This window comes from Marinomonas sp. 15G6-16, assembly GCF_055809555.1.
This window is the reverse complement of sequence record NZ_CM147916.1, coordinates 1,408,343-1,433,224: the sequence shown is the minus strand read 5'-3', so window position 1 is coordinate 1,433,224 and position 24,882 is coordinate 1,408,343. Positions and strand designations below refer to the sequence as shown.

The window sequence follows — 24,882 nt, the reverse complement described above, 5'->3', positions numbered from 1 at the left end:
ATATGACGAATAAAACAAAGCCATACGCAATTGAATTGCAAGATATCAGCAAACGCTTTGGTGCCGTTCAGGCTAACAAAGATATTTGCTTACAAGTTCCAGTCGGCACAGTTCACGGCATAATCGGTGAAAATGGCGCTGGTAAATCGACTCTAATGAGCATTATTTATGGCTTTTATGAAGCTGATACAGGCCACATAGAAGTAGATGGCAAACGTGTTGATATCCGCAGTTCTCAGGATGCTATTAATGCAGGCATAGGTATGGTGCATCAGCATTTCATGCTGGTAGAGAATTTCAGTGTACTTGAGAACGTTATCTTGGGTGCTGAGGGTGGCGCACTCTTAAAAGATGGAGTGGACGCTGCACGAGTTGAGCTACAGCGTTTGGCGCAAGAATATAGCCTAGATATTGACGTAGACGCGATTGTGGAAGATCTTCCAGTTGGTCTACAGCAACGAGTAGAAATATTAAAAGCCCTTTACCGTGGCGCCCGTATCCTCATTCTTGATGAACCAACGGGTGTGTTAACCCCGCAAGAAGCCGATCACCTTTTCCGTATTTTAAAAGCCTTAAAAGAACAAGGCGTGACCATCTTACTTATCACTCATAAACTGCGTGAAATTATGGCCTCTACTGACAATGTTTCTGTCATGAGACAAGGCCAAATGGTTGCGCATCGTGAAACAGCTAAGACAGACAAAGAAGAGCTTGCTGAGTTAATGGTTGGTAAAAAAGTTCGTCTAACTGTTAATAAAGACGAAGCCAAACCAAGTGATGTATTCCTTTCTGCTAAAAACCTTTCTCAATTTGATAGCCAAGGCGTGAAGCGTCTTAAAGACGTGAGTTTAGAACTGCGCGCAGGTGAAATTCTTGGTATCGCAGGGGTTTCTGGTAATGGTCAAAGTGAGCTTTTGAATGTGCTTTCTGGCATTGAGCCAATGAGTGAAGGTGAAATTCATATCGCAGGCCAAGTAATTACTGCGAAAGCTCCGAAAAATGCCGCACAAATGCGTGAGCTTAAAATGGCCCACGTTCCTGAAGATCGTCACAAAATGGGCTTGGTAACAGGCTTTGAAGCTTATGAAGCTGCTGTGCTTGGTTACCACAATTCAGATGCTTACAACGGTAAGATTCTGATGAACCGTAAAGTGATGATTGATGAATGTAATGAGCGCATGGCTGATTGGGATGTTCGTCCGCCAAACCCTCATTTAAAAACAGCAAACTTTTCTGGTGGTAACCAGCAAAAAATCGTTATTGCTCGTGAAGTAGAGCAGAACCCAGATATCTTGCTGATTGGTCAGCCAACTCGTGGTGTAGATATCGGTGCGATTGAAAATATACACGAACAAATTGTTAAATTACGAGACTCCGGCAAAGCAATTTTGTTGGTCTCTGTTGAATTGGATGAAATTATGGCACTGAGTGATCGCATCATTGTTATGTTTGATGGTGCAGTTGTGGGCGAGCTTGATGCAAAAGATGCAGATGAACGAACCCTTGGCTTAATGATGGCGAACGCCTACAACGAAGAAAAAGCAGAGGTGTCAGCATGAGTCAGGCAAAAGTTCCTGCTTGGGTAAACATTGCGCTTATTCCTTTCTTAAACATCATGTTGGCTTTTATTGTGTCTGGTTTGGTGATTCTCGCCATTGGCGAAGACCCAATCGAAGCGGCGGGATATCTGATTTATGGTGCGTTTGGCTACAACGAAGGCATCGGATATACCTTATATTACGCAACGAACTTAATCTTCACTGGTTTGGCTGTTTCGGTCGCCTTTAAAGGCGGCTTGTTCAACATAGGTGGAGAAGGTCAGGCGTATATTGGTGGTTTGGGTGTTGGTTTGGTTTGTTTGGCTTTAGACCACACAATGCCGTTTTACATCATCGCCCCTCTCGCCATTCTTGGTGCTGCTGCATTTGGTGCTGCATGGGGTTATATTCCGGCTTATCTACAAGCACGTCGTGGTAGTCACATCGTTATCACGACCATCATGTTCAACTTTATCGCTTCTTCTTTGATGGTTTACTTAATTGTGAACTGGTTAAAAGAAGACGGCCGCATGGCACCGAACAGCCGTACGTTTGGCGAAAACGCTTGGATGCCTTACATACATGAATTCTTTGCGCCACTTGGTATTGATATTGGTGATTCGCCGCTTAACTTTGCTTTTGTATTAGCTTTAGTATGTTGTGTTTTTGTGTGGGGACTGCTTTGGCACACTCGCTGGGGTTATCAGTTACGTACATTAGGAACCAACCCAACGGCGGCTAAGTATGCTGGTATTGATACCGCAAAAGTAACCATTTGGGCGATGTTGATTTCTGGTGGTTTGGCTGGTTTTGTCGGTATCAATGAAATTATGGGTGTAAACCACAGCTTGCTGCTTAACTTCACCGCAGGTTACGGTTTTGCTGGTATTGCAGTTTCCTTGATGGGACGTAACCATCCGATAGGAATTATCCTTGCTGCCATTCTGTTTGGTGCCTTGTATCAAGGTGGTTCAGAGTTGGCGTTTGAAATTCCGACCATCACGCCAGAGATCGTTGTCGCGATCCAAGGTTTGGTTATTTTATTCTCTGGTGCGCTTGAACACATGTTTAAAGATCGCATCGAAGGCTTTTTTATTCGCAGAGCTGTGGCGTAGGGGAAGAATATGTTTGAAACATTAATACTTATGCTAGATGCAACCATGCGTGTATCTACGCCTTTGATTTTTGCTGCATTGGCGGGTTTATATTCAGAGCGAGCTGGTATTGTTGATATCGGTTTGGAAGGTAAAATCCTAGGCAGTGCATTTGCTGCGGCAGCAGGGGCTGCTGTGTTTGGCTCTGCGTGGATTGGTTTGTGCTTTGGCATCGCGACATCAGTCGCTTTGGCGATGATTCATGGCTTTGCTTGTATCACTCACCGTGGTGACCATATCGTTTCTGGTGTTGCGATTAACACCATTGTGGCGGGTTTAACGGTGACTTTGTCGATGAACTGGTTCGGTATGGGCGGTCAAACGCCAACACTGTCTGGTGATTCTCGATTCCTCTCTGTTACTTTACCTTTTGCTGATGCATTAGCCGATGTCCCAGTGATTGGCTTAATTTATTCTGAGCTACTGAGCGGCCATAATATTTTGGTTTACCTAGGCTTTGCCATGGTGCCATTAACCTATTGGGTTGTTTATAAAACACGTTTTGGTTTACGTCTTCGTGCGGTGGGTGAAAACCCTCATGCGGTTGATACAGCAGGTATTTCCGTTGCCTTTATTCGTTACCGTGCCTTGATTGTTTGTGGCATCTTGTGTGGTTTGGCTGGTGCTTATTTATCAACAGCGCACAACGCAGGCTTCTTGAAAGACATGAGTGCAGGTAAAGGCTATATGGCTCTTGCAGCGCTTATCTTTGGTAAGTGGCGTCCCGTTCCTGTGTTGTTTGCATGTTTGTTGTTTGGTTTCCTAGATGCGGTTGCGATTCGTATGCAAGGCGTGGTGATTCCAGGTATTGGTGAAGTGCCAGTACAGGCGATTGAAGTGCTTCCTTACGTGTTGACCGTATTGCTGCTTGCTGGATTCATTGGCAAAGCGATAGGGCCAAAAGCCGTCGGTCGACCTTATGTGAAAGAGCGAGCCTAATATGTCTGTTGTAAAGCAAGACGAAACGCTTTTTCAACTGGCAAAAGAAGCGATGAGTAAGGCTTATGTTCCTTACTCAGACTTCACAGTTGGGGCTGCGATTCGTACCGCCAGTGGCAATCTGTACAAAGGTTGTAATGTTGAAAACGCAGCTTATCCAGAAGGTGTATGCGCCGAAGGTGGCGCTATCTCGGCCATGGTTTTGGGTGGTGACACGCAAATCAAAGACATTTATGTGATTGGTAAAGGCGATCAACTTGTTACGCCTTGCGGCGGTTGTCGTCAGAAGATTCGAGAGTTTTCGTCTACCGACACTATGATTCACATTTGTGGTCCAGAAGGTGTGCGTAAATCACTTACTATGGAAGAATTGCTGCCTTTCTCATTCGGGCCTGAAAACCTGAAGTAATTGGTTCTTCAAACGACTTGTCAAAAACCACGCCTTTGCGTGGTTTTTTTATAACAGGAGGTTAGGCAAAAGTGTTATCTAGTCGCTGAGTTTGCTTAGCATGTTCGGTGTCAGTTTGATTGTTGCAACCACTTGCCCAAAGTCATCAGGATCCCGCTGAATAGTAAAACCTAGATGGCGGCAGAAGGCGATCATGCGTTTGTTTTCTGCCAGTACGATACCTTTCATCACCTTAATGCCTTTGTCTGCCGCAACTTTGAACAGTTGTCGCATGAGATAAGAAGCTAACCCTAACCCTTGAAACTCATCTCCTAAAACCACGGCAAATTCACAGCTTTGGTCGTCGAAGTTGTCCACATATCTCGCAGTGCCGATCAATAAATCTTGGCCATCTCGATTGATAACGGCCAACAGTGCCATTTCTCTGTCGTAGTCGATATGAGACATGCTCGCCAGCATGCGCGGCGTTAGTTCTGATATGTTAGAGATGAAACGAAAATAGCGTGTTTCGTGAGACATGCTGCGAACAAAATCCGCTAAAATAACGGCGTCTCTTGGTAAAACAGGGCGAACGGTCGCGACTTCATCATTTTTCAAAATCCGCTCGGAAACCCATTGTCTAGGGTAAGGGTGAATTGCCAAATGCTCATATCGTCGTTCGCTTTTGCGCGGTCGTAACGTTGCACTGACATCCGCATAGACACTGCCCGTTTCATGCACTCTCAAATCGGCCAATTCTAGGCTTTCTATTTCAGGGAGCTCACAAACCATAGTGGATAAATTTCTCAGCAAGCTTTCTAATTCAAAGGATTCTTCTCCAGGAAATGCCCGTTGTATTAGGTCTTTTGCTAAAACGGTATTGAGTGGCGGCAAAGCAACGGCTTCAACTTGTTTATGCTGATGAGCGCCTTCTAAAGACAAGCCAATTGCTGGTCCAAATATTGGGTCTTGGAAAACGCGTAAATGAATCGGCGCTAATAGCTGGTGAGATGCTTGCCTACGAGAAATTAAGGGAATATGGAACAACTCAAAAATGCTGCGTAAATCGTCTGCGGTTGCTGTGCTTTGTCCCGCTTTTAACAGCTCATTCAGGCTGCTAGTAGCTTCTGATACATCAATTTTAAAACGAAATGCATGACTGTCTGGTGATTGCTTTGCCAATAACTGATTGCGTTGGAATTGCACTAAAAACTGAAAGCCCTCAATTGCCGTTTCGGGCGTTCGGAAGGTTGGAATGCCTGCTTCGTTGATGCGAGTACGCATGTTGGTCATGTTGCCGCCACCAAGCAAACATACCATGACGAGCTTTTTCTGGTCTCGATGAAGCTTGGTGATTAGGTCGTACAAGGAGTCGATATCGATCAAGGCGGTTGGGCTTAGAGTGAGTAATACGCCACCGCATTGCGGGCTGCTGAGTGCGTCTGCGGCTAAATCAATAAATAAATCTGTGGCACAACTCGCCCAAACGGTCGTTACTGGGCCAATGCCGCCTCGTCCCATCATGGTGGATTCTAGTTTTTCGCACAGCTCACCTTCAGGTGTGAGCAAATCGATATTCAATTCCATCGCGCGTTGGGCGGCTAGTTCGCCAGGGCCAGCACCGTTCCCGATAATTAATAAAGAGCCATCTTTGACGCGACGAGCGTTTGTCATGACGGATGCCGCAGCGATTAAATCGTTTAGGCGACGACCGCGAACCGCGCCAGTTCGGCTAAGGGCGGCATCCAGTACGCGCTCGTCAGAGCCAACGGAATGTTCTGTGACAACTGCGACAGGTTTGCTTCGACCTGTTGCACGTAAGCTACTCAAGAAACGAGTTGGACGACCGATTTTCTGTAGATACATCAGGATGGCCTGACTGTCGAAATCGGTTGATAAATAATCCAGAACTTGTGACGGCATCACATCAACAGGCGAACCCATTGATACAACTTGAGAGAAGCCGATGCCTTGCCATGTTGCCCAATCGACCAAGGCGCTGGCGACGGTGCCAGATTGAGACATCAAGGCTAATCGTCCTGTTAATGGCTGAGTTAGACCAAGCCAAGCGTAAACCCCTTGCTTAGGGCGGCAAATACCAAAGCTATTTGGGCCAAGCAAACGAACATTGTGCTTGCGCAATATGGGAATTAATTTGTCTTCGGGTTCACCTGTCCAAGACAGCATCAACAAAGAGCCTATGCCAGCTTCGCCACATGCCGCAATAATGTCTTCCATTGATGAACTGGAATGAGTACCAACCAGCACTGCAAGGTCTGGGCTTGGCTTTGCTCCATTTGAAACAATGAATTCATCCAAAGACGTAAATAAAGGGAATGAAAAGGAGGCCGTCGGTTCCGCGCCTACCAAGCTAACAGGGCAAGACTTTTGACGACTAGATTTGTCTGTATGAGCCAAGGACTTTAACAGCGCCAGCATGAGAGGATCGTTTGCATCGTCACCGGTCAAAACCACCATGGACTTTGGTGCAAGTAAGGGATGCAATGCATGTTGGCTCATTGACGTTCTCCGAGTGGCTAATACAGAACAAAAAATTAAGGTACCACGGTTTCTATCTTTATGGATTGTAGACCATGGTAGGGTAGACTGTCTTTGTGGTTTTCGTTAAAACAACGAGAGTAAAAACAAGAATAAAGAACCCGAGAGACGAGATGACAACCGCCTACATTACACATACTTATTGTGACCGCCACAACATGGGTGAAGATCATCCAGAGTCACCGAAACGTCTTGGAGCAATCCAAAATCGTTTGATTACCGGACAGTTGATGGATTTTATTCGTCGTCTAGAAGCCGATCCTGCTACTTATGAACAGTTGATTCAAACCCATGAAACCGCTTACGTGGATTCTATTTTTGCCCGAGCGCCAGAATCAGGGCATGTTGAATTAGAGCCAGAAACCTTGATGATGCCGCACACGTTAGACGCAGCACTTCATGCCGCTGGCTCTGTCGTGAAAGCGGTCGATTTAGTCATGGCCGGTGAAATGGATAACGCTTTTTGTGCGATTCGTCCGCCGGGACATCATGCGGAATCCGACAAAGCCATGGGTTTTTGTTTGTTCAACAACATCGCAGTTGGCACGCGTTACGCTATTCACCAGTATGGTTTAGAGCGAGTCGCCATCGTTGATTTCGATGTTCATCACGGTAACGGCACAGAAGATGTTTTTAAAGCGGATACCAAAGTATTGTACGCATCCAGTTATCAACATCCGTTTTATCCTTACGCCGATCCGGGTGTTTCTCACGACAATATTCTTCACATGCCATTGGAAGCGGGTTCTGGCAGCGACGCTTTTCGCGCCATCATTACTGAGCAACTCTTGCCAGCGCTTGACGCGTTCAAGCCTCAGCTCATCATGATCTCTGCGGGTTTCGACGCACACAAAGAAGACCCAATGGGACAGTTAAGACTAGACGAAGCGGACTTCACTTGGATTACCGATATGTTAATGGATGCGGCTGATAAGCACTGTGAAGGACGAGTGGTCTCTGTGCTGGAAGGCGGCTACAACATAGACGCGCTTGGCCGAGCCGCGTTTTGTCATATTAAGAGCCTGATGAGGTTGTAAGACCTAAGCTAATAAACTCGGTAGCCATAATGCAATACTAGGAACTAAGCATAGTAAAAAAGCAGCAAAACACATTAATAGAAAAAATGGAAAGGCGGCTTTTGCTACAGTACTTATTTTTTCTTTTGTGAGTCCCTGCAAAACAAACAAGTTAAATCCAACAGGAGGAGTTATTTGTCCGAGCTCTATGAGTATTACTAAAAATATGCCGAACCATATGGGGTCAAATCCTGCCTGAAGTACGATAGGTAATGTAATCGGTAAGCTCATTACTGTGATCGAAATACCATCTAAGAATAGACCTAATATGACATAAAAAAGAGCCAAGGCTAAAAGCAGCAAAATAGGTGAGAGATTAAGACTTGCTATATAAGCAGCTAACTCAGAAGGTAAATGTAAAAAACCCATTGCGGTGGAAAGAAGCGCAGCAGATATGAGGATGCTGCAGACCATGGTAGAGCTGAGTAAAGTTGCTCTCATGGCCTCTTGTATCATCTTAAAAGATAGCTGTTTTTCTTTTATTAAAAGAACAATAGTGGCAAATACGCCAACAGCAGCCGCTTCTGATGGTGTCGCAATGCCTGTATAAATTGCTCCCATGACAATAATAATCAAAGATATGACAGGAGATAGTAGTAGTAAGCTTTCGAGTTTTGTTGCTGTATTCGATTGCTCTGGAGGGCACAATGATGGATCTCTTAAAGCTCGGGAGATTATATAACCTGAATAAAGTGCAGCAATCAAAAGTCCAGGAACAACACCGGCCATGAAAAGTTTACTGATAGAAACCTCTGCTTGAATACCATATACAATCATGACCAATGATGGTGGAATTAATAAGCCTAAGCTTCCCGCGCCTGCTAAAGACCCCACTGATAAGTTTCTATCATACCCGCGTTTTTTTAATTCTGTTGTTGTGATTTTTCCCACAGTTGCAGTTGTTGCAGCACTAGAACCACTTACTGCGGCGAAAAGAGCACAGCCAAATACATTCGTATGTAAAATACCTCCTGGAATGCTCTTAGTCCAAGGCTCCAACCCTCTGAAGAGTCGGTCTGATATATTGGACCGAAAAATTAGCTCTCCCATTAATATGAAGAGAGGAATTGCTGATAGTTCCCAGGAGTTTCCTGCGCGAAAGATGATACGGCTTAATATGGCACCTGCACGATCGAAGCTGACATCTCCAATAAGGATAAGCGAAAGTAAAGCGACAATAGCTAATCCGGAAAATACCCAGACTCCTAGGCCAAGAAAAATTAGAATAAGGGTGATGACACCAGCAGCAGAGAATACAATTTCCATATTATTTATTACTCTCTATTGTTGGTGTTTGATGGGTAAAAACCAGAGATAAGATTCTTACGAATAACGTTACACAAAGTAAGCCTAACCCAATAAGAACTATGCCTTCAGGAATCCATAATGGTGTTTCTGCGATAGACTCACTAGTAATATTACGTTTATAGCTTCTGGCTACATTGATGTACCAGTAGTATGAGATCCATGAAAAAAGAGTGAGGGATAAAAGTGAAATAAGGAGCTCTAGTTGCCAGTGGTACTTTTCAGGTAAGCGATCACTTAGAATGTTAACTTTAATTAATCCATCTCTTTCTAGGCTGTAGCCCAGACCTAAAAATGTGGTTGTTGCTATGGCATAACCAACAAACTCATCTAAAACGTAGGTTGAAGTGCCAAATTGTCTGAGAATAATCTCTAAAAGAATATGGCAAAGTAAGTAGGCAATAAGTAGCATAGCCAAAGCTCCAGACAGCTGATTCAGCAGTCTGGAGAGATTGACAATTAGGTTTAGAATCATTTGTTTTTCTCAAATTCCATAATGATATCGTCACCTGATTTACCCGTATCTTCTAGCCATTCTGTTAGGGATGGTTTTGCTGATTCTTGCAGCCAACTGATAAACGTATCAGGAAGGTTTTGATGTATCAAAACATTGTTTGATGTTAGCTCTTTATAGTTTTCTTTTACTCGAGTTCTAACGGTTTTCCAGTTGTGCTCATCCGTTAAGGCTGCAGCTTTAAGAATGCTACTTTGATCTTTTGTCGATAAATCATCAAAGACATCTTTATTCATGTGTACCATGTTAAGAGGGATGGCATATTGAATGGCGCTGTAGTGGTCTAAATGTTCCCAGAATTTTGCACTTGCTCCAGCATCTGCTGATGTCAGAACCGCTTTAATTGCTCCGGTGGACAACTGAGGAACAACGTCACCCCAAGAAAGTCTAATCGGCTCAGCTCCTGCTTCTCGCAAGGTTAAGGTGCCATTTTTATCGTAAGTGCGGATTTTTAAATTAGCGAGCTCTGCTTTGGTCGTTACTTGAGTTTCTGACCAAATACCACTGGCTGGCCAAGGGGAAGCGTAAAGTAAAATCTGTCCATTTTGTGCAAATACCTTCTGATAATAGGGTTTTGCGATGTTATAAAGCAGCTCAGCTTGGTCTTCATTTTCTACAATAAATGGAAGTGAAGAAAGTAAAAATATTGGATCAATTCCTGCCATCGTTCCGGCTAACGTGTCCGCAATTTGAATTGCATTGTCAGCTACAGCGTAAAAGTTATCTGCTGATTTAAAGCCAAGTGATGCGCCAGTATGCAGAGTAATATCAATGTTGCCTTCACTTAGCTTTGTCACCTGTTCAATAAAATACTTATCACCTTCAGCATGAATCGATGTCGCGTTATATTCATTAGAGAAGTCGAACTTTTCAACAGCTAGTGTAAAAGGAGTTTGCAATAGAGCTATGGAGGTTAATAGTAGTTTAGAACAGCGCATATAATCACTTTCCTTGTATGAATTTGAGATAATTCAACTTTAGACTGTTCTGTTTAAGATGGACTTCTAATTCCGTCGAAAGATTGACAAAAAACGACAAAGACGATTGTTATATTCATTCAACAGTTTGTTTGAAGTAGGGGGCAGGAAAAGAGGACAAACCTGAATTGGCTTACTCCCTTAGTGTCGTAAGTTGTGCTTTTCTAAATTAAGCTAAGTTCAGTTGAATCAGTGTATAACCATAAATACAGGCGCAGCCAAACAGCATTAAAAGCATTAACTCTTGGAAGCCTTGCGGTAGCGAGTTGATCTTAGTTTGAAGCCAGCCAAGCGGTGTGCTGAGATAAGAGGGTGATTTATCCAATGATATGTTTGGCAAGCTTGTGATCATCATAGCAAAGCCCGAAATCAGCGCCGCAATTCCCCAAAACTCATCAAAATGTTGAATGCCATACCAAAAAGCATTCCACGCCCCCATCAAAAAAGTAATGGCAAAGATCTTATCCTGATGCTTCTTCAAACGCTTCTCAACGGGATTAGGGATCGACAGAAACAAAATAAGTGCCATAAAAATCGTGACCACAATGCCCATGTGCTTGCTCCGTTAATTGGCTATAGAGATGTGTAAGTAATAATTGTTTGTCCCATTTTGGTGTTAGAAGTTCAATTCTCATATTTTTTCTTAAAGAAAAGGTTTGCTCATTATGCATTGCCCAGTTGCCTAATGATAAGAAATGTATTACTGTACTAGTACATGAATACATGGTGATTTCATTAGATAGAAACCCTTATGAAAGATTTGATCGAGTTTTTAAAAGACGCCGACGATGCGGTGTTGGAGAAGCGTTTAAAGGCGTTGCTGACACCAAATGAGTTGAATGAGTTGCAGCACAGGTTAGAGATATTTTCCCTATTGGAGCAAGGTGTGCCGCAGCGCGACATTGCCAAGCAGTTGGGCGTTGGTATTGCCACGGTGACACGTGGTTCTAGAGCATTGAAGGAATTAAAAGAAGAATGAGTACACATCACAAAAAGCCGGAGCGCATCACGCTGCCGCGCAAACCTAAGTACATTACCATCAGTTCCGATTGCGATTTTTTTGCCTTGTTTAAGAAGGTGGAAAAGCGATTTGAGAACTGTTTTATGTTGGAATCCCTTGGTGAAGAGAGCTTCATTTCCCGCCATTCTATTATTGGTTTTGACCCTGAAAAGCTGATTTGGGCAGAAGGCAAAAAGCTGTTCATCCAAGAACGCACTGGTGAGACAGAAGCTTATGGCTCGGACAATCCGTATTATTTATTGCGTGATATCGTGCCACAAAATATTTTATCGCGTGGCTTCGCTGGTGGATTAACGGGTTATATCGGTTACGACAGTATGAATTACTTCGAGCCGACTTTGGATCTGCAATCCAGCGAGATGTTTGATGCCTTCCGCTTCGGCTTGTACAAAGACGGTTTGATCCTCGACAAAATGACTGGCGAAGTTTTCTATTTTTATTATGAAGATGGTGAAGGCTCGCAAGGCAATCGTGTCGAATTAGTGAAAGCGATGATGGCGGAACCTACGCCAGAAAACGGCCCGTTTGTGGTTCGTCCTGTTGGTGAATCCATGAGCAAATCAGACCACGCGGATGCGGTCGCGAAAGTTAAACAAGACATTGTGGAAGGTAAAATTTTCCAGTGTGAAGTGGGCTTCAAAAAATGGTTTGACCTTGAAGGCGACACCATCAACTTGTACGAAGAATTGCGCCAAGTGAACCCTTCGCCACAAATGTATTACATCAAGTTTGGTGAACAAAAAGTGATTGGCGCGAGCCCTGAACTCTTGTTCCGTGTGCGCCAAGGTGAAATGGAAACCTTCCCGCTTGCAGGTACGGCGAAGCGCGGTAAAGACGCCACAGAAGATACGGCGTTGGCTCGCGCTTTGTTGAACGATCCAAAAGAAATCGCTGAGCACAATATGATCGTGGATTTGCATCGTAACGACATCGGCCGAGTGGCGCGTTTTGGAACGGTAAAAGTTCGTTCCTTGATGGACATTAAACGTTTTAGCCACGTTCAACACATTTCCAGTGAAATTGTCGGCATTATGGCAGAAGATCACGACATGTTTTCTGCCTTGGCAAGTAACTTCCCAGCGGGTACTTTGACTGGCGCACCGAAAATCGAAGCGATGAAAATCATCGACGATTTGGAAAGTGATGGCCGTGGCCCATACGGTGGCGCGGTAGGACAGTTCTCTTTCAATGGCGATTGCATGTTTGCCATTCCGATTCGTACGGTATTCGCCAAGGGCAATAAAGCTTATGTGCAAACCTGTGGCGGTAACGTATACGACTCAAATGCCGAAGACGAATACGAAGAAATTCAACGCAAATTTGCTGGTACTAAGCGTGTGTTAGACAGCTTTGCGCCAGACGCAAACAAGACAGAAGCGAAGGTTTAAGGAAGGCAAGATGAAAGTTTATATTATCGATAATTACGATTCCTTCACTTACAACCTGTATCAGTTTATTGGCGAAGTGTTGGAAACCGAAAAAAGCAAAGGCGCGATTGATCACTTTGAGGTGATTGTGAAACGTAACGACGAAGTGACGTTAGACGACATTCGTCAAGCCGAACCAGATCGCATCATCATTTCTCCAGGGCCAGGCTCGCCAGACGACAAAGCGTATTTTGGTGTCTGTGCGGATGTGATTTTAGAATTTGGCAAAACCATTCCATTAATGGGCGTTTGCCTTGGCATGCAGGGAATTTGTCATGTGTTTGGTGGCAAAGTCGTGAAAGCGCCACTGCCAATGCATGGTAAAACCAGCCCGATTAATCACAACGGCGAAGGCATTTTCTACGACATTCCAGACCAACTGGAAGTCATGCGTTATCACTCGCTCATCGCTGAAGCTGAAAGCTTCCCTGATGTGCTAGAAGTCACCGCATCGGTTGGCGACTTGAAAGAAGGTGACTTTGGTAACGTGAGTAAAATCCACCAAGGCGGTGATTTTGAACTCATGGGCATTCGCCACAAAGAATACCCAATTCAAGGTATTCAATTTCACCCAGAATCCTTCGCCACAGAAGGTGGAAAAGACCTGATTAAAAACTTCTTGTTTCAGGTGTAAAAAGGTGTGAATTATGTAAAAAGGCTGAGTGATTGCTCGGCCTTTTTTTGTCTTTGAACTTTTTTATATTTGAGTAAGAGGTTATGCCGGAAACTTTTGTTTCATATGCAATATGCGAAGAACTTTGATGTCTGTTTTGTCAGTAATATAGGAAACAAGCATGGATATTTCAGGGATAATTAAAAGTCGCCCCTTGAGGTTTTCTCGTACTACACCTATTAAAGGTTGATGAAGTAGGTTTTCAATTCTACTTGTAAGAATATCGTCTGTTTTTTCCGCAGCTATTGGACTGAATTCATATAAATATTCAAAAATGGTTTGACGGTCTTTTAGGGCTTCCTTTTCCCATAAAATCATAATTTATCTCCGAGCACGTATTTTAGCTTTGAAATTTTCCATTTGTGCATTGGCTTCTTCTTGAGTAACAAATTCTGCTGTTCCTTGATCCAAACGCTCAAAAGCAAGGTTCACTTGTTCTGTTACCCATGAATCGTGTGACATACGCTTTCTTTGTTCATTTGCGAGCTGTTCTGTCATTGCGCGGCATGCATCGCTTAAGCTTCTGCCTTGGCTTTCTGTCATCATTTGAGCGAGACGCTTAGTTTCTTCATCTACTCTGAATTGTATTCTAGTGTCCATGTTTTGCACCTTGATCAACCATCTTTGTCACACAAATGTTAGTACAGAATGAAAGTCTCAACAAGGCATATCTGGTTTATAAAAGTTTCTAGTTTTTCTGTTAGTGATATAGGATTAATTCGTTATTCCACGGATGCGTTATTGGATGACACCAGCAAAGAAACTGCGTTCAGGTTTGCCTGAGTTTGGTATCATTAGATGACATTATAAACACTTCACTCATAAACTAGGAATCGTATGTCGCGTAAGAAAGCCATTCGTCATAAAGCCATTATTGATCAATTAGAAACGAACCCTTCTATGAGAGTTGGGGAGTTATCTAATGTATTGGGTGTGACGAAGGAAACGATTCGACGGGATTTAGAAGAGCTTTCCGAGCAGAATATTATCGACAGAACTTACGGTGGTGCGGTATTGCGTCAGCCTTCGGAAGCGGTTTTGTCTGAACGACATAAAGCCATGCGTGAAGAGCGATCGGCGATTGCGAAGGTTGCTACGCCTTTATTGAAAGGGGCGAAAGTGATCATGATTGGTTCTGGCGCAACAACGGTTCATGTGGCGAAGCGTATTGCTTTTGAAATGAATAATGTAACTGTTATTACTCACTCTTTTGGTGTGGCAACGGTTCTGTCCTTAAATCCAACGATTAAAGTGATCATGGCGCCAGGTGAATATTATGCTAGTGAAGGCGCGGTTCATGGCGCTCAAACGGTTCGATTTTTATCTGAATTAACGGCTGATTGGGCTGTGTTGGGGGCTAGTGGCATGACGGCTACCGGCCCGAGTGATGCCTTGATGGAAGCCGCGGATGTGTATCGAACTATGATTGCAAACAGTGAATGTTGCATGATTACGGCCGACCATACGAAGTTTGATCGACAAGCTGTCGCGCAGTTCAGCCACTGGAGTGATATTGATTACTTGACGACGGATGTTCAACCAGACGGTGCGCTTAATCAGGCGCTTGAAGATGAAAAAGTCAGTGTTGTCTTGAGTTCGAACTAGCGCTTACTTTTTACTTTCCCAACTCTTGTTCCATATTTTCTTAAACGTCACCCAGTATCTTTTCAAAAGCTTGAAGAAATACGTCTGCTTCTGACTTGGCTAAGCATAATGCTGGGCGAAGCTTTAGAGTAGAACCATCGGCACCAGCGGCACCAATTAAAATATTTTCGTCTCGAAACTTGTCGATGATGGCAAGTGTAAATTCTGGATCGGGTTGATTGTTGTCGTTAGGGTGACAAATATCTATTCCTAAGAACAAACCAGAACCTCTTACTTCGCCAATATGTGGTGATAAGTCCGCTATCTTCTGTAAACCTGCTTTTAAGTAGTCACCTAATATTCGAGCATTGTCTTGTAGGTTTTGATTTTTAATTTCGTTTAAAACCGCTAAGCCTGCTGCAGCGGCTACTGGGTTGCCACCAAAGGTATTGAAGTAACCTACATCCGCACAAAATTCATCGAGGAATTGTGGCTTAGTAACCACGCCCGCCATAGGAAAACCATTTCCCATGGGTTTTCCTAGCGTGACAATGTCAGGCACCACATTGTGGTTTTGAAATCCCCAAAAAGCGGTGCCTGTTCGAGCAAATCCTGGTTGAACTTCATCTGCGATGTATAAACCGCCTGCCTTATGAATGACTTCAACAGCTTGCTTTAAGAAGCCATCTGGCTCAGCAAACACACCATCTGAAGAGAAAATACTGTCCAGTAATAACGCGGCGACTTTAACACCTCTTTGTTCTAATTGTGCGATGGCGCTTTTTACTCGCTCTGCAAATCCTTGGGCGACGTTGTCGCCATAGTATTTTTTCGATGGTGGTGGAATCGCGATAACATGGTCTGGCAGCTTTGTGTTTTTTAAAGCAGAAGGCGAGACTTGAGTCACCAGCGATGTGTTTCCGTGGTAAGCCGATTCTGTGACGATGAAACCTTCTCCACCAGTATGTTTGCACGCAAGGCGCATGGCGAGGTCATTGGCTTCACTGCCGGAGCAAGTTAAAACCACATTTGAAAGAGGCTCAGGAAAGATGGCTTTTAAGGCTTCTAAATAGTCATCCACAATGGGCACTATGTAACGAGTATTGGTGTTGAGTTTAGCGAGTTGCTGGCTGACAGCCGTAACAACAGCTGGATGACTATGACCGAGACAAGGAACGTTGTTGTAAAAATCGAGATAGCGAGTGCCGTCTTTTGCTGTCATCCATACGCCTTCCGCTGACACCATTTCAATGGGTTCACGATAGAATAAAACAGAAGAAGCGCCAGTATTGGCGAGGCGTCGAGCGACATTTGCATTGTGCGGAGATTGTTTATCGAACGCATTCATTTCTAATATCGGGCGTACGCTTTTTTCCATCATAAGGCTGTCTCTATTGATGATTCAGTTAGGCCGTCGTTGCTAAGTAACGATCTTCCAAATATTGCTGTGCAAGTTCCACAGTGCCTTTTGTGTAAGCTTCTAATCCTGCTTCGATGGCGGTTTCTGTTTCGGAATGCGTAGCAATCCAAGCCGTGAGTAATAAGCGTCTAAACAGGATAAAAGTAGGAATCATCGCTTCGTGTTCTGGACTTAAAGGTCTCACTGTTCGATAACCTTTCAGCCATGCGGTGATTAAATCGGGTACTTGCGGAGAGTCTTCGTAAAATGAAATGGCAGAGGCAAAATCGTACATAAACCAGCTGAAGCCGCAATCATCAAAATCGATCACTGACAGGGTATTTTGATCAATAAGCAAATTGGCCAAGCGTAAATCTGCATGAACCAAACCAAATCTATCTGGTGTTTCTCCATAAATAGACAGCTGACTTTCGAGCTTTTTACATAGGCTTTCTAGAACCGCTTTACCTTCTTTTTCCAATCCTAATGCTTGTCGCCAATTTCCCCATAATGGGTTGTCCCCAAAGCTGGTTTCAAACGTCCAACTTTTACGAATGAAGTTCTCAGGTGTTTGCCATTGGCTTGCATGAAGGTGAAGCTGAGCCGATATTTTTCCAAGTAACTCAAAACCTGTAGTAAGCGAATCATCTACCGAAGGTTCTGAACCTGTCATAAATTCAAAGGCGACAAGATGTCGTGTTTGTCCTTCGTCATCAAACGAGGCGATGTAAGAGCCATCGTCTAAAGGCAAAGGCGCAGGAATATTAATGGTCGAATCTTGGCGCAGTGCGTTAATCCAAGCGATCTCAGAGGCGATTTCTTCAGAAGAGTGATAGTTAGGTCGATGGACACGAACAATGATTTTGGTTTCGAGTGCCTTATCTTTTGAGGTGCTGTCTTCAACAATAAAAGTGGCATTTTCGGAGAGGGTTAATAAGCGAACCTTCGCGCTTTCACTCATTCCCCAACGGTGCTTTAGAAGGTTAACGCCTTTGCTTAGCCTGTTAATGAAATCTGAGTTGTATATGTCTGACATCAAAGCGCTCTCCAAGAATCAATAAGGTATTAATAATAATATTTTGTTTGACTTGCAACATTTTTATGTTGATTTCAAATTTTTATGGGTGGATTATAAGAACAATCGAACGATTTCATTATGAGGAGTGTTTTCATGCTGACCCCAATTAAAGATAAAGTAACCATAGTCACTGGCGGCTCGAAAGGGATAGGTAAAGGCATAGCAAAAGTCTTTGCTAAAAAAGGTGCCAAGGTAATGATTGCGGCACGTGGTGAAGACTCTGCCAAAAAGGCTGTGGATGAAATCTTGGCTGATGGCGGTATTGCAGATTACTTTCTTTGTGATGTTTCTGATTGGGAAGCTGTTCAAGCATTAATCGCGACCACGGTAGAAAAATTTGGCAGTGTTGACATTCTGTGTGCCAATGCGGGCATTTTTCCACAAATTAAATTGTCAGACATGGAGCCGAGCGATTGGGATGATGTCATGTCTGCCAATCTCAAAAGTACTTTTTTAACCGTCAAAGCTTGTATGCCTATTTTTGAGAAACAAAATAAAGGTCGGGTGATTGTTACTTCTTCTATTACTGGCCCGATTACCGGCTATCCAGGTTGGTCACATTACGGCGCTTCCAAAGCAGGGCAACTTGGTTTTATTAGAACCGCCGCAATGGAATTAGCTGGTTTTAATACGACTATTAATGCTGTCATGCCGGGAAATATTGCCACTGAAGGATTGGATGACTTAGGCGAAGAGTATCTTGCTTCTATGGCGGCTTCCATCCCATTAAAGAAGTTAGGGGCGGTGGAAGATATTGCTAATGCTGCGTTGTTTTTTGCTTCTGACGAAGCGGCTTATATTACGGGTCAGCAAATTGTCGTGGATGGTGGTCAGATTCTTCCGGAAAGTATGGATGCGATTGCCGAGATGTAGAATCAAGAGTCATGTCTTAGGCGTTAATGTTTAAAGGGGTAATGGCCTTGGTCATTACTCCTTTTTCGTTCTGTTTTATAAAGGCGAATAGGCCAGTGGGCTGATTTTTAATTTAAGTATCCGCCCACGGCTTGTAGCACTTCTTTTGTGTTTCTGTCTGACACCCAAACTGCTAAGGCGGTTCTTTCTTGGCCTTTTTCTGGAATACTCGGTAGGAGTAATTTCCAGCTTTGAGTACCAGGAAGCGTTAAGTAGTTCAAAGCGACGAAGTCGTGGTGCAGCTGGCGATTTCGGTTTTCTCCTGCTTTTACATTCGTAGACAACCCCATGCCAAGGTAAGTGACGTGCAGTTCCATATCTTGGTTTTGGCTATAGCTCACGTCCAAAATGTTGTTGTCATTTAAGACGACACTTAATTCCCCCGAGGTTTTATTAGATGCAGGAAGTGCTTTTTGTCCTCGAAACCAAGCACGCCATTCTTTATTATCAATAACAAATCCTGGTGTATACATTTGGCTAATGTGCCCAACACGAGCATAAGTTTGTTGGCGTTGTGTATGAACTGGTGATGCGAAAGGGTCTTCCCAACCAATGTAATTCCAATAATCTACGTGGAATGCAACAGGAACTAAACCATCAAAAAGAGCGGGGTGATCTTTTAATGTGGAGAGCCATTTGTCTGCCGGTGGGCAACTACTGCAACCTTCCGAGGTATAAAGCTCAACAAGTTGCGTTTGTTTGGTTCCACTATGCCATTCTTGTGCTTGAATAGTGTGTACCTGAAATATCAAAAGTGGCATTAATGCTAAGCTGGCGCGAAGTAAGGCTTTCATCTGACGGCTCCGTGGTGGTTTTTATATCTGATTTCAAAAACAAGGATCGGTTCCAATGAATTGTGAAGAGGGTGAATTAATGAGTGAAGTTTCTTTGAATTCTGTTTTAGCGTTAAACCCAATGCCGCAAGAAGCCGTTTGGTGGATGCCTCGCCATGAAGAGAAACTGGCACTCAAAAAATCTATGTCTCGTGTGGATTTGGTGTTTTTAGGGGATTCCATCACGCAAGCGTGGGAGAAAGAAGGCGCAGAGGTTTGGGATGAGTACTACGCAGCTCGTCATGCGTTAAACCTTGGGTTTAATGGCGACCGTACAGAAAATGTTTTGTGGCGTTTGGAGCATGGCGAAGTGGATGGTCTTCAACCTAAATTATTGGTTTTGCTGATTGGCACCAATAACACAGGTCATCGACAGGATTCACCGGAAGATACGGTCGAAGGTATCAAGCAGATTCTCTCTGTGCTATCGAAGAAATTGCCGCAAACGAAAATCTTGTTGTTGGCTATTTTTCCCCGAAGTGCGAAGCCGACACAGAAATTACGAGTTTTAAATGACGCTATTAATCAAAAAATTCAGTATTTTGCGGATAATGAGCGCGTATTTTTTCTCGATATTAACCATCACTTTTTAGATGAAAAGGGATGTTTAACCAGCAATGTGATGAATGACTTTCTCCATCCTAATGCAAGCCAATACAGGGTTTGGGCGGAAGCGATAGAGCCTTTTTTGTCAAAATGGCTGTGAAAGCAGCCAACCTATAGTAAACAAAAAATCAGTATTACTACTTAGTTTTGCCTACGTATTTTCCTATTCAGTTCGGTATTCATACGAATTGTTTGCACTTTCTATTCACGCGATTATCTGTCCTGCACAATTATGTAAAACAATAATAAACGAAACCTTTGCGTATCGATGTATGTTTGCTACTTGGGCTTGAATGAACAAATGTTTGTCAAAGCCGCTTTCTAGTCTCGCATAAGTGGGTGTCATTAGGTTTCTTCACATGACAGCAGGATGATAAAAACAATGAAATCCTTAAAAATCACAACTCTTGTTACTGCCGCGGCCGTTACTATTAGCGCTTTCTCTCTGCCTGCTTTTTCAGCAGACCGAGTGTACAAACTAAAGATGGCTGAAACTTGGTCTTCTAACTTCCCTATCTTTGGTGATGCGCCACGTAACATGGCAAGCATCGCTGAAAAAATGTCTAACGGACGTTTAAAAATCACCATTGATTCAGCGAACAAACACAAAGCGCCACTTGGTGTATTTGATATGGTTCGTTCTGGTCAATACGACATGGGTCACTCTGCTTCCTATTATTGGAAAGGCAAGGTGCCAAACACGCTTTATTTCACAACTATGCCATTCGGTATGACCACACCAGAACAATATGGTTGGTTCTATGAAGGTGACGGCATGGAATTGATGGAAAAAGTGTATAAGCCTTTCGGCCTATTATCTTTCCCTGGTGGTAACACAGGTAATCAGATGGGCGGTTGGTTCCAAAAAGAAATCAACTCTCTTGAAGATCTTCAAGGTCTGAAAATGCGTATTCCAGGTTTCGCTGGTGAAGTAATGGCGAAATTGGGCGCTAAGCCAACAAACATCGCGTCTGGTGAGCTTTACACAGCCCTTGAACGTCGTACTATCGATGCACTAGAGTGGGTTGGACCATCACTTGATTTGCGTATGGGCTTCCACAAAATCGCACCTTACTACTACACAGGTTGGCATGAGCCAGCGACTGAACTTCAGTTCCTAGTTAACGAACGTACTTGGAAAAAACTACCTGAAGATCTTCGCGAAATCCTACGTGTTTCTATGAAGCTAGCTTCTTACGACATGTACATCCAGTCTTACCACGAGAGTGCGAAAAACTGGGCGACAATGAAAACAGAATACCCAAATGTTCAAGTGAAAACTTTCCCACATGATGTATTGGTTGCTATGGAAAAAGCAAACCAAGAACTACTTGATGAGAAAGCAGCAGCGGATCCGTTAGCGAAAGAAATCCTTGATTCTCAAGCGAACTACATGAAACAAGTACGTGTTTGGACAAACATCTCTGACCGTGCTTACCTTGATAGTGTTGATAATCTAGCGAAATAAGACCTCTACAGGGTGAGAGCATGAACAGATGTGCTCTCGCCCTTTGTTATTTCTAGGAGTTTGTTATGTTTTTAGTGAGCCTAGAACGAGGTATTACTCGTTTCTCAAATCTGCTCGGTGTTGTCTCCACAGTGTTATTCATTGGCCTGTTATTCAACGTGTTTTATGACGTGTTGATGCGCTATGTGTTTAACGATGTGTCTATTGCAATGCAGGAATTAGAGTGGCACTTATATGCGGCGATTTTCTTGCTAGGTATTCCTTACGGATTACAACATGGCGGGCATGTACGTGTGGATTTGATATACGAGAACTTGCCACTTAAAGGCAAAGCGTGGATTGATTTACTCGGTTGTGTGTTTCTTTTGATACCTTTTACCTTACTAGTTGGCTACTACGGTGTCGGTTTTGCCCAAGAAGCTTACCTTTTAGGTGAAACAAGTGGCGATCCTGGTGGTTTGCCTTATCGTTGGATTATTAAAGCGGTGATTCCTTTTGCCTTTTTCTCTATGGCAATCAGTGGTTTAGGAATGATGATTCGCTCTATTAATGCGATCCGTGGTGTGAGTGAAGAAGGTTTTTCTCATCCGCCTATTCAACACTAATCCAAGTCATTATTTTAAGCTAGTAGGTCATTTATGATTGGCATTATCATGTTTTTTGTTGCTCTAGTAATGTTGTTACTGGGCTTCCCTGTCGCCTTTACCTTTGGCGGTATTGCGTTGATCTTCGGTGTGTTTGCCGAAGGTTTTGATATGTTTGCTTTTATGCCGTTCCGTATACAGAGTTATATGGAAAACACCGTCATGATGGCAGTTCCTCTGTTTATTTTCATGGGCATCGTATTGCAGAAAACCCGATTGGCGGAGCAGTTGCTTGAAGCCATGGGTAAATTGTTTGGTGGTGTTCGTGGTGGTTTGGCAATTTCGACTATCTTAGTTGGCGCTTTGTTAGCGGCATCAACCGGTGTTGTTGGTGCGAGTGTTGTGGCAATGGGTCTTATCTCTTTGCCTGTTATGTTGAAATACAACTACGACAAGTCTTTGGCCTGCGGCACCATTTGTGCGTCTGGTACATTGGGACAAATTATCCCACCATCGATTATCCTGATCATCCTAGGTGATGTGTTGGGCATTCCAGTCGGCGACCTTTTCAAGCTGCGCTTGTGCCTGGTATGGTTCTGATCGGTTGCTACATTGTTTATATTTTAATTGTGACTTTCATGAACCCTGAAATGGCACCAGCTATGCCTCAGGATGAAAGTGGCGAGACTCGTCAAGAGCAAATCATTAGCGCATTGAAAGCGATTATCCCACCATTGGCTTTGGTTCTAATCGTATTGGGTTCTATCTTTACCGGTATTGCGACACCAACAGAATCTTCTGCATTGGGTGGCGTTGGTGCGATTATTCTAGCGTTGATCTACGGCCAGTTCAGCTGGAAAATGCTTTACGACAGTGGCTTAGAAGCGGTTAAAGTAACCGCGATGGTCTTCGCGATTCTAATGGGTGCGACAGCCTTCTCGATGGCCTTTAGTTACACAGGCGGCGATTACATCGTTGAAGAAGCATTGTTGAGCTTACCTGGCGAAAAATGGGGCTTCATCATCTTAGCTATGATTGCGATTTTGATCTTGGGCTTCTTCATCGACTTCGTTGAAATTGCCTTCATTATTGTACCAATTCTAGCGCCAGTGGCTGAAGCTTTGGGCATCAACATGGTGTGGTTTGCGATCTTGATTGCGATGAACTTACAGACGTCTTTCTTGACGCCGCCCTTTGGATTCAGCCTCTTTTATCTCAAAGGTGTGGCTCCAAAATCTGTTCGTACAACGGACATTTATAAAGGGGTTATGCCGTTTATCATGATTCAAATACTTGTACTTGCCAGCATTATGATTTTCCCTGCATGGTACGGCATGGGCTAAAGTAGCCATGGGAAAGTTAAACATTTTGTGAATAGGCTGGCCTTATTCACAAAATGCAAAGTCAAAAGGAAGCGAGCTTTGAGCTCGCTTTTTTGTTTTTGTGCGTTTTCAGGTTAAAGTGACCCATTACGCTTCTTACATTCTATAAAACAGGTCTTGCCGAGTGGGCTTAAAAAGTAAAATCATCCTATTAGCTGTTGCGCCGCTGATTCTTGCGACAGCCATTATTATTTATCTGAGCCTACAATCTGCCCAAGAACTGGCGGCAGAAGAGTTGGCAATTTATGAATACAATCTAGTCAACGCGAAAGAAAAAGCCCTTAAAAACCACGTTAATATTGCTTTGTCCGCGATTACATCTGTTTTAGAAAACGATCAGATGGATGATGCGACGGCACAGGAAGAAGTAAAAAGAATATTAGAAAACTTACGCTACGATGAAGATGGCTACTTTTTCGTTTATGAAATGTCAGGTGTGAACCTTGTTCATCCCACTATCCCAGAGTTTGTCGGCAAAGATTTATGGGCGTTTCAAGATCGCTCTGGTAACTATTTGATTCAAGGTTTGATTAATGCCGCTCAAGCTGGTGGAGGCTTCCATAGATACGTTTGGGAAAAGCCGCCATTAATGCGATTAGAAGACAAACTCAGTTATGTTGTTGCCATCGACCGATGGAATTGGATGATGGGAACGGGCCTGTATTTAGACGATATTTACGATGAGCTAGCAAAAACAGAAGCGACCATGAACCGTAATATTCAAGGGAGTTTTTTTGTTGTCATTGTTGTCGCGGTTATTACTGTTCTCTTGGTGATTTTATTGGGTGTGGTGATTAACTTGCACGAGCACAAGTTGGCAGACACGCGCTTGAATGCGGTTGCTCAACGCTTTATGCGATTACAAGTAAACGAGCGCCGAGGCTTCTCAAGAGAGCTTCACGATGGCATTAACCAATCGCTTGTGAGTTGTAAGTTTCGTATAGAATTAGCGGGCAACAAGTTGCGTCGTAACGATAGCCATGAAATTGTTCAAGAAGAGCTATTAAAAGCCAGTGATTTGATTAGCCAAACCATCAATGAAGTAAGACAGATCTCGCATAACTTGCGTCCTACTTTATTGGATGACTTAGGGTTAGATACGGCGATACGCTCCTTGATCGACCAATTTTCTGAGCGTACGGAAATTTATGTGGATTACCGCTTTGAAGTAACGAGAGAGATGTCAGATGAAGTGGAAATCAGTATTTATCGACTCACTCAAGAAGCCTTAACCAACATTGAAAAACACGCGGAAGCGAGTTCAGTAAGGCTCGTATTGCGACAGAAAAATCAGAAAATTGAGTTCGAATGCCGAGACAATGGCAAAGGGATTTCAGATAACCCAGAGCCGGGGATTGGCTTTATTAATATGCGAGAGCGCTTAGAATTGATCGGTGGTGATTTCCATATTGCCTCCCAAAAAGGCCAGGGAACTTGGGTCTATGCCGCTTTCCCTGTGTAGTTT

Annotated in this window: 24 protein-coding genes and 1 pseudogene; 15 read left to right on the top strand and 10 right to left on the bottom strand. The window is 43.6% G+C overall.

What is annotated here, in order from left to right; translation table 11 throughout:
- The first annotated feature begins 2 nt into the window (after nucleotides 1-2).
- Genes AC0L46_RS06970 through cdd form a run of 4 tightly spaced genes read left to right on the top strand, consistent with a single transcriptional unit; the run spans nucleotide 3 to nucleotide 4,040 of the window.
- Entirely contained in the window at nucleotides 3-1,559 is a 1,557-nt protein-coding gene (locus AC0L46_RS06970) for an ABC transporter ATP-binding protein (protein ID WP_473506810.1), read from the top strand.
- Nucleotides 1,556-2,653, top strand: coding sequence for an ABC transporter permease (locus tag AC0L46_RS06965; protein WP_414681160.1), 1,098 nt, complete (start codon nucleotides 1,556-1,558; stop codon nucleotides 2,651-2,653). The genes AC0L46_RS06970 and AC0L46_RS06965 overlap by 4 nt, the downstream gene beginning before the upstream one ends.
- Before the next feature lie 9 nt (nucleotides 2,654-2,662).
- Nucleotides 2,663-3,631 (top strand): ABC transporter permease, encoded by a 969-nt coding sequence (locus AC0L46_RS06960; protein WP_414681161.1) that lies wholly within the window; start codon nucleotides 2,663-2,665, stop codon nucleotides 3,629-3,631.
- 1 nt (nucleotide 3,632) lies between these two features.
- Nucleotides 3,633-4,040, top strand: a complete 408-nt coding sequence (gene cdd, locus AC0L46_RS06955) for a cytidine deaminase (protein ID WP_414681163.1) — start codon at nucleotides 3,633-3,635, stop codon at nucleotides 4,038-4,040.
- 78 nt (nucleotides 4,041-4,118) lie between these two features.
- On the opposite strand, the gene AC0L46_RS06950 is transcribed toward cdd, so the two are convergent.
- The gene (locus AC0L46_RS06950) at nucleotides 4,119-6,539 is read right to left on the bottom strand and encodes a bifunctional acetate--CoA ligase family protein/GNAT family N-acetyltransferase (RefSeq protein ID WP_473506807.1); all 2,421 of its coding nucleotides are present in this window, start codon (nucleotides 6,537-6,539) and stop codon (nucleotides 4,119-4,121) included.
- Nucleotides 6,540-6,691: 152 nt separating this feature from the next.
- Here AC0L46_RS06950 and AC0L46_RS06945 point away from each other — a divergent pair, with 152 nt between their 5' ends.
- Nucleotides 6,692-7,615, top strand: a complete 924-nt coding sequence (locus AC0L46_RS06945; RefSeq protein ID WP_473506805.1) for a histone deacetylase family protein — start codon at nucleotides 6,692-6,694, stop codon at nucleotides 7,613-7,615.
- Nucleotides 7,616-7,618: 3 nt separating this feature from the next.
- On the opposite strand, the gene AC0L46_RS06940 is transcribed toward AC0L46_RS06945, so the two are convergent.
- The 4 genes from AC0L46_RS06940 to AC0L46_RS06925 form a co-directional block, all read right to left on the bottom strand.
- Nucleotides 7,619-8,920 (bottom strand): TRAP transporter large permease, encoded by a 1,302-nt coding sequence (locus tag AC0L46_RS06940; protein ID WP_473506803.1) that lies wholly within the window; start codon nucleotides 8,918-8,920, stop codon nucleotides 7,619-7,621.
- Between the two features lies 1 nt (nucleotide 8,921).
- The gene (locus AC0L46_RS06935) at nucleotides 8,922-9,434 is read right to left on the bottom strand and encodes a TRAP transporter small permease (RefSeq protein ID WP_473506801.1); all 513 of its coding nucleotides are present in this window, start codon (nucleotides 9,432-9,434) and stop codon (nucleotides 8,922-8,924) included.
- Complete coding sequence (locus AC0L46_RS06930; protein WP_473506799.1) at nucleotides 9,431-10,411, bottom strand: TRAP transporter substrate-binding protein; 981 nt, start codon at nucleotides 10,409-10,411, stop codon at nucleotides 9,431-9,433. The genes AC0L46_RS06935 and AC0L46_RS06930 overlap by 4 nt, the downstream gene beginning before the upstream one ends.
- A gap of 208 nt (nucleotides 10,412-10,619) precedes the next feature.
- Complete coding sequence (locus AC0L46_RS06925; RefSeq protein ID WP_473506797.1) at nucleotides 10,620-11,003, bottom strand: hypothetical protein; 384 nt, start codon at nucleotides 11,001-11,003, stop codon at nucleotides 10,620-10,622.
- Between the two features lie 198 nt (nucleotides 11,004-11,201).
- Here AC0L46_RS06925 and AC0L46_RS06920 point away from each other — a divergent pair, with 198 nt between their 5' ends.
- Genes AC0L46_RS06920 through AC0L46_RS06910 form a run of 3 tightly spaced genes read left to right on the top strand, consistent with a single transcriptional unit; the run spans nucleotide 11,202 to nucleotide 13,532 of the window.
- Nucleotides 11,202-11,429 carry a Trp family transcriptional regulator gene (locus AC0L46_RS06920; RefSeq protein ID WP_317005873.1) on the top strand — a complete coding sequence of 76 codons (228 nt, stop codon included), beginning with the start codon at nucleotides 11,202-11,204 and terminating at the stop codon, nucleotides 11,427-11,429.
- The gene (locus AC0L46_RS06915) at nucleotides 11,426-12,859 is read left to right on the top strand and encodes an anthranilate synthase component I family protein (RefSeq protein ID WP_473506795.1); all 1,434 of its coding nucleotides are present in this window, start codon (nucleotides 11,426-11,428) and stop codon (nucleotides 12,857-12,859) included. Before AC0L46_RS06920 ends, AC0L46_RS06915 begins: the two co-directional genes overlap by 4 nt.
- A gap of 10 nt (nucleotides 12,860-12,869) precedes the next feature.
- Complete coding sequence (locus AC0L46_RS06910) at nucleotides 12,870-13,532, top strand: anthranilate synthase component II (protein WP_473506793.1); 663 nt, start codon at nucleotides 12,870-12,872, stop codon at nucleotides 13,530-13,532.
- A gap of 81 nt (nucleotides 13,533-13,613) precedes the next feature.
- Here the strand turns inward: AC0L46_RS06910 and AC0L46_RS06905 are convergent, their stop codons facing one another.
- The gene (locus tag AC0L46_RS06905) at nucleotides 13,614-13,889 is read right to left on the bottom strand and encodes a type II toxin-antitoxin system RelE/ParE family toxin (protein WP_473506791.1); all 276 of its coding nucleotides are present in this window, start codon (nucleotides 13,887-13,889) and stop codon (nucleotides 13,614-13,616) included.
- Between the two features lie 3 nt (nucleotides 13,890-13,892).
- Nucleotides 13,893-14,171 carry a type II toxin-antitoxin system RelB/DinJ family antitoxin gene (locus AC0L46_RS06900; RefSeq protein WP_473506789.1) on the bottom strand — a complete coding sequence of 93 codons (279 nt, stop codon included), beginning with the start codon at nucleotides 14,169-14,171 and terminating at the stop codon, nucleotides 13,893-13,895.
- Between the two features lie 237 nt (nucleotides 14,172-14,408).
- Here AC0L46_RS06900 and AC0L46_RS06895 point away from each other — a divergent pair, with 237 nt between their 5' ends.
- Nucleotides 14,409-15,176 (top strand): DeoR/GlpR family DNA-binding transcription regulator, encoded by a 768-nt coding sequence (locus AC0L46_RS06895; RefSeq protein WP_473506787.1) that lies wholly within the window; start codon nucleotides 14,409-14,411, stop codon nucleotides 15,174-15,176.
- Nucleotides 15,177-15,216: 40 nt separating this feature from the next.
- On the opposite strand, the gene AC0L46_RS06890 is transcribed toward AC0L46_RS06895, so the two are convergent.
- The gene (locus tag AC0L46_RS06890; RefSeq protein ID WP_473506785.1) at nucleotides 15,217-16,536 is read right to left on the bottom strand and encodes an aspartate aminotransferase family protein; all 1,320 of its coding nucleotides are present in this window, start codon (nucleotides 16,534-16,536) and stop codon (nucleotides 15,217-15,219) included.
- Nucleotides 16,537-16,561: 25 nt separating this feature from the next.
- A complete protein-coding gene (locus AC0L46_RS06885; protein WP_473506783.1) occupies nucleotides 16,562-17,590 on the bottom strand; it encodes a phosphotransferase enzyme family protein in 1,029 nt (342 codons plus the stop codon).
- 135 nt (nucleotides 17,591-17,725) lie between these two features.
- Here AC0L46_RS06885 and fabG point away from each other — a divergent pair, with 135 nt between their 5' ends.
- Nucleotides 17,726-18,505, top strand: a complete 780-nt coding sequence (gene fabG, locus AC0L46_RS06880; protein WP_414681182.1) for a 3-oxoacyl-ACP reductase FabG — start codon at nucleotides 17,726-17,728, stop codon at nucleotides 18,503-18,505.
- Nucleotides 18,506-18,612: 107 nt separating this feature from the next.
- On the opposite strand, the gene AC0L46_RS06875 is transcribed toward fabG, so the two are convergent.
- Nucleotides 18,613-19,338, bottom strand: a complete 726-nt coding sequence (locus tag AC0L46_RS06875) for a DUF1223 domain-containing protein (protein ID WP_473506781.1) — start codon at nucleotides 19,336-19,338, stop codon at nucleotides 18,613-18,615.
- Nucleotides 19,339-19,393: 55 nt separating this feature from the next.
- Here AC0L46_RS06875 and AC0L46_RS06870 point away from each other — a divergent pair, with 55 nt between their 5' ends.
- The 5 genes and pseudogenes from AC0L46_RS06870 to AC0L46_RS06850 all read left to right on the top strand — a co-directional run bounded on the left by AC0L46_RS06870 (nucleotide 19,394) and on the right by AC0L46_RS06850 (nucleotide 24,879).
- Complete coding sequence (locus AC0L46_RS06870; protein ID WP_473506779.1) at nucleotides 19,394-20,083, top strand: platelet-activating factor acetylhydrolase IB subunit; 690 nt, start codon at nucleotides 19,394-19,396, stop codon at nucleotides 20,081-20,083.
- Nucleotides 20,084-20,365: 282 nt separating this feature from the next.
- The gene (locus tag AC0L46_RS06865) at nucleotides 20,366-21,451 is read left to right on the top strand and encodes a TRAP transporter substrate-binding protein (protein WP_473506777.1); all 1,086 of its coding nucleotides are present in this window, start codon (nucleotides 20,366-20,368) and stop codon (nucleotides 21,449-21,451) included.
- 65 nt (nucleotides 21,452-21,516) lie between these two features.
- Entirely contained in the window at nucleotides 21,517-22,056 is a 540-nt protein-coding gene (locus AC0L46_RS06860; protein WP_347983313.1) for a TRAP transporter small permease subunit, read from the top strand.
- Nucleotides 22,057-22,089: 33 nt separating this feature from the next.
- Nucleotides 22,090-23,378 (top strand): annotated as a pseudogene (locus AC0L46_RS06855) (TRAP transporter large permease).
- A gap of 163 nt (nucleotides 23,379-23,541) precedes the next feature.
- Nucleotides 23,542-24,879, top strand: coding sequence for a cache domain-containing protein (locus AC0L46_RS06850; protein ID WP_473506774.1), 1,338 nt, complete (start codon nucleotides 23,542-23,544; stop codon nucleotides 24,877-24,879).
- The last annotated feature ends 3 nt before the right edge of the window (nucleotides 24,880-24,882 follow it).

Bases quoted from the DNA above. Each gene is read 5' to 3' on its own strand.
- AC0L46_RS06885 (WP_473506783.1), bottom strand. From the start codon at position 17,590: ATGTCAGACATATACAACTCAGATTTCATTAACAGGCTAAGCAAAGGC.
- AC0L46_RS06865 (WP_473506777.1), top strand. From the start codon at position 20,366: ATGAAATCCTTAAAAATCACAACTCTTGTTACTGCCGCGGCCGTTACT.
- AC0L46_RS06970 (WP_473506810.1), top strand. From the start codon at position 3: ATGACGAATAAAACAAAGCCATACGCAATTGAATTGCAAGATATCAGC.
- AC0L46_RS06930 (WP_473506799.1), bottom strand. From the start codon at position 10,411: ATGCGCTGTTCTAAACTACTATTAACCTCCATAGCTCTATTGCAAACT.
- AC0L46_RS06960 (WP_414681161.1), top strand. From the start codon at position 2,663: ATGTTTGAAACATTAATACTTATGCTAGATGCAACCATGCGTGTATCT.
- AC0L46_RS06870 (WP_473506779.1), top strand. From the start codon at position 19,394: ATGAATTGTGAAGAGGGTGAATTAATGAGTGAAGTTTCTTTGAATTCT.
- AC0L46_RS06915 (WP_473506795.1), top strand. From the start codon at position 11,426: ATGAGTACACATCACAAAAAGCCGGAGCGCATCACGCTGCCGCGCAAA.
- AC0L46_RS06875 (WP_473506781.1), bottom strand. From the start codon at position 19,338: ATGAAAGCCTTACTTCGCGCCAGCTTAGCATTAATGCCACTTTTGATA.
- AC0L46_RS06925 (WP_473506797.1), bottom strand. From the start codon at position 11,003: ATGGGCATTGTGGTCACGATTTTTATGGCACTTATTTTGTTTCTGTCG.
- AC0L46_RS06890 (WP_473506785.1), bottom strand. From the start codon at position 16,536: ATGATGGAAAAAAGCGTACGCCCGATATTAGAAATGAATGCGTTCGAT.
- AC0L46_RS06940 (WP_473506803.1), bottom strand. From the start codon at position 8,920: ATGGAAATTGTATTCTCTGCTGCTGGTGTCATCACCCTTATTCTAATT.
- fabG (WP_414681182.1), top strand. From the start codon at position 17,726: ATGCTGACCCCAATTAAAGATAAAGTAACCATAGTCACTGGCGGCTCG.
- AC0L46_RS06860 (WP_347983313.1), top strand. From the start codon at position 21,517: ATGTTTTTAGTGAGCCTAGAACGAGGTATTACTCGTTTCTCAAATCTG.
- AC0L46_RS06950 (WP_473506807.1), bottom strand. From the start codon at position 6,539: ATGAGCCAACATGCATTGCATCCCTTACTTGCACCAAAGTCCATGGTG.
- AC0L46_RS06900 (WP_473506789.1), bottom strand. From the start codon at position 14,171: ATGGACACTAGAATACAATTCAGAGTAGATGAAGAAACTAAGCGTCTC.
- AC0L46_RS06905 (WP_473506791.1), bottom strand. From the start codon at position 13,889: ATGATTTTATGGGAAAAGGAAGCCCTAAAAGACCGTCAAACCATTTTT.
- AC0L46_RS06910 (WP_473506793.1), top strand. From the start codon at position 12,870: ATGAAAGTTTATATTATCGATAATTACGATTCCTTCACTTACAACCTG.
- AC0L46_RS06895 (WP_473506787.1), top strand. From the start codon at position 14,409: ATGTCGCGTAAGAAAGCCATTCGTCATAAAGCCATTATTGATCAATTA.
- cdd (WP_414681163.1), top strand. From the start codon at position 3,633: ATGTCTGTTGTAAAGCAAGACGAAACGCTTTTTCAACTGGCAAAAGAA.
- AC0L46_RS06965 (WP_414681160.1), top strand. From the start codon at position 1,556: ATGAGTCAGGCAAAAGTTCCTGCTTGGGTAAACATTGCGCTTATTCCT.
- AC0L46_RS06945 (WP_473506805.1), top strand. From the start codon at position 6,692: ATGACAACCGCCTACATTACACATACTTATTGTGACCGCCACAACATG.
- AC0L46_RS06920 (WP_317005873.1), top strand. From the start codon at position 11,202: ATGAAAGATTTGATCGAGTTTTTAAAAGACGCCGACGATGCGGTGTTG.
- AC0L46_RS06935 (WP_473506801.1), bottom strand. From the start codon at position 9,434: ATGATTCTAAACCTAATTGTCAATCTCTCCAGACTGCTGAATCAGCTG.